The organism is Myroides sp. A21 (assembly GCF_000807225.1).
GTDB classification, from domain to species: domain Bacteria; phylum Bacteroidota; class Bacteroidia; order Flavobacteriales; family Flavobacteriaceae; genus Flavobacterium; species Flavobacterium odoratimimum.
In genome coordinates this window covers 1,567,458-1,581,464 of the sequence record NZ_CP010327.1, presented here as the reverse complement: position 1 = coordinate 1,581,464, position 14,007 = coordinate 1,567,458, and the positions used below count along the sequence as shown (strand labels likewise).

The following is a 14,007-nucleotide window of genomic DNA, read 5'->3' as shown; positions in this document are numbered from 1 at the left end:
AATACCATGAGTCGCTTACAAGAAATAACAATCACTAATCACACACTACCAAACGGAAGTACACATACTTTTCACTTCACCTATCAGGTGGTGGGACAACCTTTACACAGTGCTCCTATCGTATTGGTTAACCATGCTTTGACAGGAAATAGTCAAGTAGCTGGAGACAACGGCTGGTGGAATAGTTTAGTGGGTTATGACAAAGTAATCGATCTCAACAAATACACAGTTATCGCTTTTGATATCCCCGGCAATGGTTTTAACCAACAAGAAGCACACCTCATCCAAGATTATAAAGCACTAACGACTAAAGTTATCGCTGAAGTATTTTGGAAAGCCTTAGACCGATTACACGTAAGTCACCTTTACGCGATCATCGGAGGAAGCTTAGGAGGAAGTATCGCATGGGAGTTAGCTTTTATAAGACCTACGGCAGTAGATCATTTAATCCCTATCGCGACAAGTTGTAAAGCATCAGATTGGTTAATAGGTAATGCCTTAGTACAAGACAGCATACTGAACAACTCATCAAAGCCGATAGAAGACGCTCGTATGCATGCTATGCTACTCTACCGCACTCCTGCATCGCTCCAGCAGAAGTTCGCCAATGGGTATAAAGAAAGTGAAAACCAATATGCGATAGAAAGTTGGCTTAAATATCACGGACAGACTTTAGAAGGTAGATTTAAACTACAAGCTTACAAGCTAATGAATCACCTGCTCAAAACAATAGGTCAAGAACAGACACAAAACAGTCTAAAGGCTTTTGCTCAACTAACAAGTGCACAAATACACTGTATAGCAGTAGATACAGATTATATGTTCACAAACAAAGAACAAGAACAGACAGTCGCTTTATTAAAGGACTGTTGCAAACACATTACATACCAAGAGATTCAATCAATACACGGCCACGATGCCTTCTTAATTGAATACGAACAATTAAACAATTTATTAAAACCATTATTCTAAAATCAGCACATCATGAAAATAGTAAAGTTTGGAGGAAAGTCTCTTGCATCAGGGCAAGCTTTTGACAACGTAATCAATATCATTAAGAAAAAGGTAAACGAAGGGCCTATTACCATAGTAGTTTCTGCTATCGGAGATACAACAGATACCTTAGAGAATATATTAGACTTAGCAAAGACTAAACAAGATTATACAACTGCTTTTGAAGCATTCAAAAACAGAGCATATCACAATGAAGCAGATATACATACAGAAATAGAAGTATTGAGCAAATTATACGAAGGAGTTTCTTTAATTGAAGACTACGGGTTAAAAATTAAAGACCAAGTATTAGCACAAGGAGAATTAATATCAAGTAAGATATTAGCTGCTCAGTTAAATGCCAAAGGGATAAAAGCCATTGCTGTAGATAGCCGTCAATTCTTTATCACAGATAACAACTTCGGTAGTGCACAAGCATTAGATGAAGTATCGAAAAAGAAGACTCAGGCTTACTTTGCTACCTTAGACAAAGGGACTATTGCAGTAGTAACAGGGTTTATCGGTGCAACTGAAAAAGGAGAAACAACTACACTAGGTCGCAATGGTAGTAACTACTCAGCAGCTCTATTAGCTAATTTTATCCAAGCAGATGAATTGCAAAACTATACTCACGTAGACGGTATCTATACTGCTAATCCAGATTGGGTAAAGAACGCTCAGAAGATAGAAGAACTTCACTTCGATGAAGCAAATGAGTTAGCCAACTTCGGAGCTTCTATCTTACATGCTAAAACGATATTACCTCTAGTAGAAAACAATATTCCTCTGCGTATCTTGAATACATTAAACCCAGATAACAAAGGAACATTAATCTCTAACAAGACTACTGCTAAAGGAATCAAGTCTCTTTCTGTACAGTCTAATGTTGCTTTAATACAGTTTGAAGGACGCGGGTTATTAGGTATCGTAGGAGTTGATGCACGTGTATTTACAGCATTAGCGAATGAAGGAATTAGCGTAGGTGTTATCTCTCAAGGTTCTTCAGAACGTGGATTAGGTTTTATCGTAGAAGAGAAAGATGCTGATAAAGCAGCAGAAGCACTAAATAGAGAATTCTCTAATGATTTCTATACTCGTGATGTGAATAGTATCTCTATCATTCGAGATATAGCAGTGATCTCTATCATCGGTCAGAACCTAAGCACATTTGACAAGCCTTATGCTGCATTAGTAAAGAATAAGATCGTTCCTATTCTATTCAACAATACAGTAACAGGAAAGAACGTAAGTTTAGTTGTCCGTAAGGAAGAAGCGAAGAAAGCATTAAATGTCATCCATGGACAGATATTCGGTATCGCGAAGAAGATAAACATCGCTGTATTCGGACACGGATTAGTAGGAGGAACTTTAATAGACCAGATCTTACACTCGGCTCAATCTATAGAAGGCAAAAAGAATATAGCTCTTAACATCTTCGCCATTGGTAACTCTAAAAAAGTATTGCTAAACGATGGAGGTATTAACTGTAACTGGAGAGAAGATCTAAAAGAAAAAAGTGTTGCTTATACTATTCAAGAAGTAATCGACTATGCGAATGCTAATCACTTAGAGAACTTAATAGCGATAGATAATACAGCTTCAGGTGAGTTTATCAAGAATTATATTCCATTAGTAGAGAATGGTTTTGACCTTATCTCATCGAATAAGATAGCAAACACCATCTCTTATAGCTTCTACAAAGAGCTTCGTCAAACATTAAAGGCAAACCACAAAGAATATCTATACGAAACAAACGTAGGTGCAGGTTTACCATTGATTGATACGATTAAACTACTTCACTTATCAGGAGAAAATATCACAAAGATAAAAGGAGTGTTCTCAGGAAGTCTAAGCTACATCTTCAACAACTACTCTATCCAAGACAGACCATTCAGTGAAGTGCTGAAAGAAGCGATAGAGAAAGGATATACAGAGCCAGATCCTCGTGAAGACTTATCAGGTAATGATGTTGGACGTAAGTTATTAATACTAGCTCGTGAGTTAGACCTACAGAATGAGTTCGAAGAGATTAATATCCAAAACTTAATTCCAACAGACTTACAAGCTGTGGATACACCAACGTTCTTAAACAGTTTAGAGAAGCTAAACCCTTATTTCGATAAGATAAAACAAGGCTTAGCACCAGATACAGTACTTCGCTATGTTGGAGAACTATCAGGTGACTTACAAGAAGACAAAGGAGTATTAGAAACGAAGCTAATCGAAGTACCTACTAGCTCAGCATTAGGACAGTTAAAAGGTTCAGACAGTATATTCGAGATATACACAGAGAGCTACGGAGACAACCCTATCATTATCCAAGGAGCTGGAGCTGGAGCATCTGTTACAGCACGCGGAGTGTTTGGAGATATCTTAAGATTAGCTGATAAATAAATTGGTTAACGATGAACAGTTGACAGTAAACAGTTCTTTGCCTTCGGCATTGTGTATACATAGTATATCAATGTAGAGACGGATTACCATCCGTGTCACCCAAGGTTCATCAAGTTTATTAAATCTGTAAACAGAGTCGTTATCACGGATTGGGTGCACAGTTTACTGTTTTTTGCCTTCGGCATTGTGTACACATAGTATATCAATGTAGAGACGGATTATTATTCGTGTCACCCAAGTTTCATCAAGTTTACTAAATCTGTAAGCAGTGGAGAATTAACAGACAGACTGTGAACTGTAAACCAAAAACTGTGAACCGCTATAGTGTCCCACTTTATGCTACCATTTAATACTATAATAATCATATTAGATCATAATAGTCAAGTATGTAAAAAGACTTTATACAAGCGACTACTTTTGATTTGTATTTGATATATAACTATTACCCAAAAACTAAAGACTAACACCGTTAACTGTCCACTGTGAACCGTTAACCGTAAACTAAATAAAGATGAATACAAGAAACAATGAAGAAGGCTGTTGTTTTGAGACACAAGCCATAAGAACACAGACAGAGCGCTCCCAATACAATGAGCACTCTACACCACTATACCTAACCTCTAGCTTTGTCTTTGACGATGCAGAGAATATGCGTGCCGTATTCGCAGAAGAAATACAACAATACTCTTACTCTCGCTTTACTAACCCTAACCAAACAGAGCTGGTTGAGAAGATACGTATATTCGAAAAAGCAGAAGCAGGTTTTGCCTTTGCTACAGGTATGGCGGCTGTGTACTGTAGCTTGTTCCCATTATTAAAAACAGGTGATCACATTGTTTCTTGTTCTAATATTTTTGGTTCTACTAGAGGGTTATTCAGTAATACCTTTCCAGAGTGGGGAGTTGAGACGAGTTACTTTGACCTTAATCAAGTATATGATGTAGAGCGTTTAATCAAACCTAACACTAAGATACTATTTGCAGAAAGTCCTACTAACCCAGGAGTGGACGTATTAGATTTAGCCTACTTAGGAGAAATAGCAAAGAAACACAACCTTATTTTTATCGTTGACAATACCTTCGCTACACCCTACCTACAGAACCCTATTACCTTAGGAGCTCATATCGTAGTACACTCAGCTACGAAGTTAATTGACGGGCAAGGTAGAGCCTGTGGAGGAGTCACCGTAGGATATAAAGAATACATCCATAAGATATATCTGTTTGCCCGTACCATAGGCGCTAGTATCTCACCATTTAATGCTTGGGTATTATCTAAGAGCTTAGAGACATTAGCCATACGAGTAGATAGACATTGTGAGAATGCCTTGACCATAGCCGAGTATTTAGAAAAACATCCAGCAGTGGAGTTTATCAAATACCCTTTCTTGCCAAGTCATCCACAATACGAAATTGCTAAAAAACAAATGAAACAAGGGGGCAACATCATTGCCTTTGGGATTAAAGGAGGACTGGATGCTGGTAGAACATTCTTAGATGCTTTACAGTTATGTAGTCGCACTGCTAATCTAGGAGATAGTAGAACTATCGTTACCCACCCTGCTTCTACCACACATAGTAAGGTTCCTGCAGAAGAAAAAATAGCCACAGGTATTACAGACAACCTGATACGTCTATCTGTCGGTTTAGAGAATACAAAAGATATTATCCGTGACTTAGAACAAGCTTTAACTGCTGCACAGTAAAACAAGTTCAAGACACTTCAAAAAACATTGATTAAAAGAGAAAATTATGTCAACAACACTTATACATACTGATATCAGAAGCCTATTAAAACAAAGAACATTAGTACTCGATGGAGCAATGGGTACAATGCTTCAGGCTTACCGATTCTCAGAAGAAGACTTTAGAGGAGAGCGCTTTGCTGATTTTGCTCATCCTTTAAAAGGAAATAATGACTTGTTGTCTATCACTCAACCTGACGCTGTAAAAGAAGTACACAGACAATATCTTTTGGCAGGAGCTGATATTTTATCTACGAATACCTTCTCGGGTACTACCATTGCTATGGCAGATTATCACCTTGAAGATATAGTATACGAACTAAACTACCAATCGGCTAAGATAGCGCGAGAAGTAGCAGACGAAGTAGAGGCCTTAGACCCTAATAAACCTCGTTATGTAGCAGGAGCTATTGGTCCGACGAATAAGACAGCGAGTTTATCTCCTGATGTAAATAATCCAGGATATCGTGCCATTACTTTTGAAGAACTACGTATAGCGTATAAACAGCAAGCAGAAGCATTATTAGACGGTGGATGTGACTTACTATTAGTCGAGACTATATTCGACACCCTTAATGCTAAAGCAGCTTTATTCGCTATAGACGAGATACAAGCAGAACGAGGTATCGATATTCCGATTATGATTTCAGGTACGATAACTGATGCTTCGGGGCGTACCTTGTCAGGGCAGACTGTTGAGGCTTTTCTGATTTCTATAGCACATATCCCTTTGTTGAGTATAGGATTTAACTGTGCTTTAGGAGCAGAACAATTAGAGCCGTATGTAAAACAACTGAGTCAACACGCAGCAGTGAATATCTCTGCTCACCCGAATGCTGGTTTACCAAATGCCTTTGGAGAATATGACCAAACACCAACAGAGATGAAAGAACTAATCGATAGCTTCTTGAGTCAAAACTTGGTACAGATTATTGGAGGTTGTTGTGGTACTACACCAGAGCATATTAAGTTAATTGCTCAGGCAGTAGCAGAACACAGTAAAGATAGACAACCAAAGCAATACAACCTAAAGCCTGTACTTGCATTATCTGGATTAGAACCACTATATGTAACTGCCGAGGCTAACTTTATCAACATAGGAGAACGTACCAATGTTACAGGTTCTCGTAAGTTCCTACGTCTGATTAAAGAAGAGAAATTTGACGAAGCCTTAGCTGTTGCAAGAGAACAAGTAGAGGGTGGTGCTCAGGTTATAGACATTAATATGGATGAAGGACTGTTAGACGGTGTACACTGTATGACTAACTTCCTTAATCTTATAGCCTCTGAACCAGATATTGCGAAAGTTCCTATTATGATTGATAGCTCTAAATGGGAAATTATCGAAGCAGGACTACGCGTAGTACAAGGTAAAGCGATTGTGAACTCTATCAGCCTAAAAGAGGGAGAAGAGTTATTTATCGAACACGCTAAATTAATTAAACGCTATGGAGCTGCTTCTGTAGTAATGGCATTCGACGAAAAAGGACAGGCAGACTCTTTAGAAAGACGTATAGAGATCTGTCAACGTTCTTATGATATATTAGTCAACCAAGTAAACTTCGCTCCTCAGGACATCATCTTTGACCCTAACATATTTCCTGTTGCGACAGGAATGGAAGAGCATAACAACAATGCTTTGGACTTCTTTAATGCCACCAAATGGATTAGAGAGAACCTTCCTTACGCCAATGTAAGTGGTGGTGTAAGTAATGTTTCTTTCTCGTTTAGAGGGAATAATAAAGTACGTGAAGCGATGCATGCAGCCTTCTTATACCATGCGATACAGCACGGTATGAATATGGGTATAGTGAATCCTGAGATGTTAGAAGTGTACGATGAGGTAGACAAGGATCTAATGGAACACGTAGAAGACGTGTTGCTAAATAGACGTGATGATGCGACTGAACGCCTACTTGACTTTGCCGAAAGTATTAAAAATGAAAGTGCTATTCAATCAACCGAAATCAAAGTAGAAGAATGGCGTTCAGGTAGTATCCAAGACCGACTAACACATGCATTAGTAAAAGGAATAGAAACTTACGTCATAGAAGATACAGAAGAAGCTCGTCTAAGCGTACCTCAACCTATCCAAGTCATTGAACAATACCTAATGAATGGAATGAATGTAGTCGGAGACCTATTCGGAGCAGGTAAGATGTTCTTACCACAAGTAGTGAAATCTGCACGTGTGATGAAGAAAGCTGTAGCCTATCTACTTCCTTTTATTGAAGAAAATAAAAAACAGAATGCAGAAGCCTCTGTAGGTAATGCTGGTAAGATACTTATGGCTACCGTGAGAGGGGATGTACACGACATCGGTAAGAATATCGTAGCTGTGGTATTGGCTTGTAACAACTATGAGATTATAGACCTTGGGGTAATGGTTCCGCCTGAGAAGATTATTGAAACAGCTATTAAAGAACAAGTGGATATCATCGGACTAAGTGGATTAATCACTCCTTCTTTAGACGAGATGGTACACTTAGCTAAAGAATTAGACAAGGTCAATAGCAATATTCCAATCATGATTGGTGGAGCAACTACTTCACGTGTTCATACAGCTGTGAAGATAGCACCAGAGTACAAGAATTGTGTTGTACATGTACACGATGCCTCACGTTCAGTTACCATTGCTAATCAGTTATTACAAAAAGAAATTGAAGCAACATTTAAAGATAACATCAGAGAAGAATATGATCAGCTAAGACGCGATTACTTAGGTAGAGCAAGAGACAAAAGCTATATCACAATAGAACAAGCAAGAGCTAACAAAGTCAAGATAGAATGGGATGCTAAAGACATTGTCAAACCCAACTTTATCGGTACGAAAACCGTAACAGTAGAGTTAGACGAGTTATTGCCATTTATAGATTGGGCACCGTTCTTCCGTTCTTGGCAGTTGTATGGTAAGTTCCCTCAGATATTAACAGATGAGGTAGTCGGACAGACAGCTACACAAGTATATGACGATGCCTTGATTATGTTAGACAAGATTATTAATGAACGTTGGTTCGAAGCACGAGGTGTCTTAGGCATTTTCCCTGCAAATCAAGTTAATGATGATGATATCGAAGTGTATAATGAACAAGGAGAAACATTAGATAAGTTATTAACACTGCGTCAACAATCATTAAAGAATATCAAGGCTCCGAATATTGCCTTAGCGGACTTTGTTGCTCCAAAAGAAAGTGGATTAGAAGACTACATTGGTTTATTCGCTGTCTCAACAGGTTTTGGAGTAGATGAAATAGCAAAAGAATACGAAGATGACCTTGATGACTATAACGCTATTATGGTGAAGGCATTAGCAGATCGTTTAGTAGAAGCCTTTGCAGAATATCTGCACCACAGTGTTCGCAAAGAAATATGGGGATATGCTTCTGAAGAACACCTTAGTAATGAAGAACTGATAAAAGAAGCATATCAAGGTATCAGACCAGCACCAGGATATCCTGCTTGTCCTGATCATTTAGAAAAAGGTACAATATGGAAACTCCTACAAGTCGAAGAACGAATAGGTGTTAGTCTAACAGAAAGTTATGCGATGTTCCCTGCTGCTGCAGTATCTGGTTACTACTTCGCCCACCCACAGAGTAGATACTTTGGGTTAGGTAAGATAGAACAAGATCAATTAGAAGATTATGCCAATAGAAGAAATATATCAATAGAAGAAGCTGAACGTTGGTTATCTCCCAACTTAGCACAAAATAATAAATTAACGACGAACGAATCATGAAAGTAACAGAACATATCCAAAAAGCAAACGGTAAAACACAATTCTCTTTTGAGATATTACCTCCCTTAAAAGGGCAAAATATTCAAGGAATATTTGACTCTATCGAACCGCTAATGGAGTTTGATCCTCCTTTCATAGACGTAACGTATCATCGAGAAGAATATGAGTACAAAGAAGCAGGCAACGGACTGTGGGAAAAAAGAACAGTTAGAAAAAGACCAGGAACTGTCGGCATTTGTTCGGCTATCCAAAATAGATTCAAGTTGGACGCCATACCGCACATCTTATGTGGAGGATTCACCAAAGAAGACACCGAAAACTTCCTCATAGACCTTGATTTCTTAGGTATTGATAATGTTGTAGCCCTTAGAGGTGATGCTGTAAAGAACGAAACTTACTTTAAGCCTGAACCCAAAGGAAATAAGTATGCCTCTGACCTAGTTACCCAAATAAGTGAGCTTAACCAAGGTATCTATTTAGACCCAGAACTTGAGAATACCAGTAAGACTGACTTCTGTGTTGGAGTAGCAGGTTACCCTGAGAAACACATGGAAGCACCTAACTTTGACACAGATCTTAAATACCTAAAGCAGAAGATAGACAATGGAGCAGAATACATTGTTACACAGATGTTTTTTGACAACAGTAAGTTCTTTGCCTTTGTAGATAAATGTAGATCAATTGGTATTGATGTGCCGATTATCCCAGGACTAAAGCCTTTAGCTACCTTAAGCCAACTCAATCTATTACCTCAACGTTTTAAAGTTGACTTACCAGATGATTTGGTTGCTGAGGTACTCAAAGCAAAAGACAATGCTGCCATCCGCGAAATCGGTATCGAATGGTGTGCCCAGCAGTCAAGAGAATTGATAGAAGCAGGAACCCCTATAGTACATTACTACTCAATGGGTAAATCTGACAATATCAAGAACATCATTAAGCTTGCAACAGTTTAGAGAACAGGGAGCGGTTGACCACTTGTAGACCGCAAACTAATAAGCTCGTTATTTATAATTTTTTGGTTGTGATAAACCTCTTGTCTTAAAGCAAGAGGTTTTATGTTTTATACAAATCATAACTCCACCACAAACATCTACCACCAATGCAACACAATAAAACTCACACATACAGCTCCACAACATACATAAAGTAAAGACGCATATCTTGCGTGTCAAACACAGTAACCACAACAAACATCTACCACCAATGCTGAACAATAAAACTTACACATACAGCTCCACAACATACATAAAGTAGAGACGCATATCTTGCGTGTCAAACACAGTAACCACAATAAACATCTACCACCAATACTACACAATAAACATTACACATACAGCTCCACAACACACATAAAGTAGAGACGCATATCTTGCGTGTCAAAAACAATAACCACAATACATTGAACCGTAAACAATATTTCAAAGAACATCCTCTAAGTGAACTTAAAAGGTAACTGATACACTATCAATCACCCTCCAAAAGTACTTCTCTTATCAAATGCTCTTTTTAATACTGACTATTCTGACTATGAATGATATCATTTAATCACTTTTAGTAGCAGAAAGTGGGACACTGTAGCTAATAGGACAATATAAAACATTCTTAATTGTCCATTCCCAATTAAACTACTCCCTATAATCAGTGATTTAAAACAATATTTTTAACCTCTAATAGGTTATATATTAAACCATCTATTACATTTGTTAATGTAAAACAATAACTATGAAAAAGACACTCAAACTATTAACCCTAATGTTATTCATAGCATTAGCCTCTTGCTCTAAATCAGCAGAATACGGAGAAATCTCTGCTGTTGCTTTAGAAGATATCAGCACAACAGATGCGGCTGCAGAAACTACTGCCGAAGCACCACAATCCACAGATTCTACTCAAGATATCACTGTACCTGAGCGTATGATAGTCAAAGAAGGGAATATACGTTTCGAAACTTCTAATGCACAAGAAACTCGAGCTAATATCGTAGCAAGTAGTAAAAAACTCAACGGATATCTATCACAAGACACATCAAATGTCTATGGCAATCGCACTGAACATACCATTGTGATTCGCGTACCAGCAAAGAACTTCGAAACCTTGTTAGAAGGAGTTACACAGACTGCCACTAAAGTAGACAGCAAAAATATCAATGCCTTAGATGTAACCGAAGAGTTCATCGATATAGAAGCGAGAATCAAGACGAAAAAAGAAATAGAAGAACGCTATAAAGAATTACTTAAACGCGCTAACACGATAGATGATATTCTAAGAATAGAAAGAGAACTAGGGGCTCTACGTGCGGATATTGAGTCATTCGAAGGACGACTAAAGTACCTAAAGAGTAGAATATCGCTAAGTACTCTTACGGTAACTTTCTATGAAAAAGGAGAATCAACAACAGGCTTTGGACACGAAATATCATCTGCCTTTGGTTCTGGATGGAGTAATCTATTATCATTCGTAATAGGGCTATTCTATATCTGGCCATTTATCCTAATCTCAATTGGATTAATCTTTATCATCAGACGTATCAGAAAACGCAGAAAACAGAATAAAATAAACTAATATAAAGCAAAAGCCCTACCATTATAGTAGGGCTTTTTATATTAATTGTGTATCTACCTGCTTTATGTGACACGCAAAATCTTGCGTCTCTACAGTAAAATCCTACTTATACCTAATGTCGCAGGTAAAAACCATAAACTATGAACCGTAAACCATACCTAATTCTAAATTCCTAATTCCTCATTAGAAATCTCCTCCTTCATCTCTAACAGATTCAACTCTCCATCGTATAATGCATGAAACACAAAAGGCTTATTCTCTAAGATGTATTTATAAATAAACCAATCTGTCTTCGGAGTAGGTACATTTAGCAAGTCCTCATACGCTATCCACTCTAAAGTTCCCTCGTTACACTCAGGAGGAGTGACAGCATCGATATCTGCTACGTACACATAGCTTAGCCAATTATACTTCACAGGAGAAGTCTCTGTCAGTATTCCGCAGAACTTCACCTTATCTACTCTTATCCCTGTCTCTTCAAATGTCTCACGGATCACCCCCTCTTCAGGAGTTTCGAAAGGTTCTATCTTACCTCCCACAGGAGTATACGTATCTTTATTGGGTTCTTTTAAACGCTTTAGAAGCATAAAGTTATTCCCATTTCTCAACACACACAGTGTTGCTATTCTTTTTATTCCTAACGGAACAGCAGTTGTACTCATCCTATTGCTCGTTTAATAATTCTTGAAAGCGTTCTACGAATTGACTAACGTGATATCCATCCATCAGTGCATGGTGTCCATGTATAGATACTGCCATGCGCTTACGACCATTCTCCTCCATTACTTTCCCAAAAGAAATCTTAGGACAACTATCTGGGAAGTCAAAATTACGTGCATGACTCATACTCGTAAAGTCTAGCCATGGCAAAGCTGAGATATGTAATACATTCTCACTATTCGACGCAGGTAATAATGAAGTTGACTGCTGTACACTCTCTATTTCACTTTTTGCCTCTGCGAAGAAAGTCTGTTTATCAGCATAATAATTCATATAGGCAAACCCAAAAGTTCCATTAGGTCTATTGATGGTAGGTGATGCGTGCACCTCATCATACAGATATACCTCGTTATCCACTATTCTATATCTAAACGCCTCTACCTCATTAGCTGCTCTAAGTGCATCATATAGATAAGTAAGGAAGAAAGAATCCTCATTCGCTTTAGCTCTATTATACACCGTAGTACAATCTACTTGTACTGTAATACCAAAAAAAGGTTCTGTAAACTGTTTAAAAAAAGCATATTGCTCCCCTCTCTCCCATTGAGTGGTATCAATCTTAGTTCTCATTTTGTTGTGTTGTTTTATTCACAGCGAAAATATACGTAATCTTCTTGATGGTAAAAGACTTTTGTCCTAGACTAACGTATACACCTTCGTTTACTCCTATTTCATCAACGCTCTTAACTGCTCTTCAAAATCCTCTCCTTGCATTCCTTCAAATCTCATCACTAGTTTTCCATCCAAATTAAACAACCAATAATCAGGTGTACTATTATTTCTATACATTGCTAGAACAGGACTTAGTCTCCCCTCTTTATTACTTAATAAAATACCCTTATTACCTTTAAATTCTGAGTAATATTTAAACTTATCTTTCTGATCATGTCCTGCGTAATATGTGATATGTACAAGCTTATCCTTCAAGTTATCAGCTATCTGAGCTGTCTTAGGAGCTGCCTTTTCACAATAACCACAGTGGTAAGTCGAAAAATCTAACAATACATACTTCCCCTTAAAGTAATCACTAAGCTTTACTTGCTTAGTTTGCATATCTTCAGCATAAAAATCATAATACTTAGCCCCAACTTCCAGAGGCTTATGATCTATAAATATCTTAAGCATCTGTACTTCTTTAGTATCATAATACTTAGGGTCTATAAGAGCATATAGCTCGTTTAAATAATCAGATGAATAATCTCTAGCCTGGTATTGTAGTAGGTATCGAGCATAAGCTGTATTAATATTCTTTTTTATAAAAGCATTATTTTGTTTGTTAATAAGATTTGACAACTTCTTAATCTTACCTAGAGGTTCTTCATCACTTAGATACACCTTCGCTACACTATCCTTATCTTTCCCTTCTTCTAGAAGACGATAATACTCTTTGATATAAACACTTCGTTCTTCTACTAACTGCTTATTAACTAACATATTTTCATATCTCAGACTGTCATTCACAGAATTTATCGCTCTAAGATTACCCGAAAAATCATTTATAGAGCCATGAATAGTTACAGACTCATTTCCTAAAAAGAAGAAGGTACTCTTTGTCTCTTTTCCTACATAAGCATCTAATCTCACATAATTAGGAACATCTTCTAGTACCATAGATACATCTACCTTACCATTCATTAGACTAAACTCTTGTTCTTGTCCACCACTAGATAACTTCATCTTTACCTCATTGCTTATTCCTTCCAGTTTTCCTGTTATATGTAGCTTCTCCTGTCCTAATACTCCTATAGAACACAGCATTAAAAGCATATAGAATATCTTATATTTCATAATTCACAAATTAATTAGAGCTAAGTAACAGCAATATAACTAATTAAAATACAACTAAATATCA

The 14,007-nt window shown here is 37.5% G+C and carries 9 protein-coding genes; 6 read left to right on the top strand and 3 right to left on the bottom strand.

All coding sequences use genetic code 11. The annotated features are described in order from the left end of the window. The first annotated feature begins 6 nt into the window (after positions 1 to 6). The 6 genes from MYRA21_RS19305 to MYRA21_RS07240 all read left to right on the top strand — a co-directional run bounded on the left by MYRA21_RS19305 (position 7) and on the right by MYRA21_RS07240 (position 11,435). Positions 7 to 972 (top strand): alpha/beta fold hydrolase, encoded by a 966-nt coding sequence (locus MYRA21_RS19305; protein ID WP_006257605.1) that lies wholly within the window; start codon positions 7 to 9, stop codon positions 970 to 972. Positions 973 to 984: 12 nt separating this feature from the next. Continuing rightward, the gene (gene thrA, locus MYRA21_RS07260; RefSeq protein WP_006257606.1) at positions 985 to 3,387 is read left to right on the top strand and encodes a bifunctional aspartate kinase/homoserine dehydrogenase I; all 2,403 of its coding nucleotides are present in this window, start codon (positions 985 to 987) and stop codon (positions 3,385 to 3,387) included. Between the two features lie 511 nt (positions 3,388 to 3,898). After that, positions 3,899 to 5,092 (top strand): PLP-dependent aspartate aminotransferase family protein, encoded by a 1,194-nt coding sequence (locus tag MYRA21_RS07255; RefSeq protein ID WP_006257607.1) that lies wholly within the window; start codon positions 3,899 to 3,901, stop codon positions 5,090 to 5,092. A gap of 46 nt (positions 5,093 to 5,138) precedes the next feature. Beyond that, positions 5,139 to 8,870: a methionine synthase gene (gene metH, locus MYRA21_RS07250; protein ID WP_006257608.1), complete on the top strand. Its 3,732-nt coding sequence runs from the start codon at positions 5,139 to 5,141 to the stop codon at positions 8,868 to 8,870. Beyond that, a complete protein-coding gene (gene metF, locus MYRA21_RS07245) occupies positions 8,867 to 9,826 on the top strand; it encodes a methylenetetrahydrofolate reductase [NAD(P)H] (RefSeq protein ID WP_006257609.1) in 960 nt (319 codons plus the stop codon). Before metH ends, metF begins: the two co-directional genes overlap by 4 nt. 769 nt (positions 9,827 to 10,595) lie before the next feature. Beyond that, positions 10,596 to 11,435, top strand: a complete 840-nt coding sequence (locus MYRA21_RS07240; protein WP_006257610.1) for a DUF4349 domain-containing protein — start codon at positions 10,596 to 10,598, stop codon at positions 11,433 to 11,435. Between the two features lie 164 nt (positions 11,436 to 11,599). Here MYRA21_RS07240 and MYRA21_RS07235 read toward each other — a convergent pair whose 3' ends face one another. The 3 genes from MYRA21_RS07235 to MYRA21_RS07225 form a co-directional block, all read right to left on the bottom strand. Beyond that, positions 11,600 to 12,097, bottom strand: coding sequence for an NUDIX domain-containing protein (locus MYRA21_RS07235; protein WP_006257611.1), 498 nt, complete (start codon positions 12,095 to 12,097; stop codon positions 11,600 to 11,602). 1 nt (position 12,098) lies between these two features. Further along, entirely contained in the window at positions 12,099 to 12,725 is a 627-nt protein-coding gene (locus tag MYRA21_RS07230) for a chloramphenicol acetyltransferase (RefSeq protein WP_006257612.1), read from the bottom strand. Between the two features lie 96 nt (positions 12,726 to 12,821). Further along, positions 12,822 to 13,943, bottom strand: coding sequence for a redoxin domain-containing protein (locus MYRA21_RS07225; protein WP_006257613.1), 1,122 nt, complete (start codon positions 13,941 to 13,943; stop codon positions 12,822 to 12,824). Positions 13,944 to 14,007: the final 64 nt, after the last annotated feature.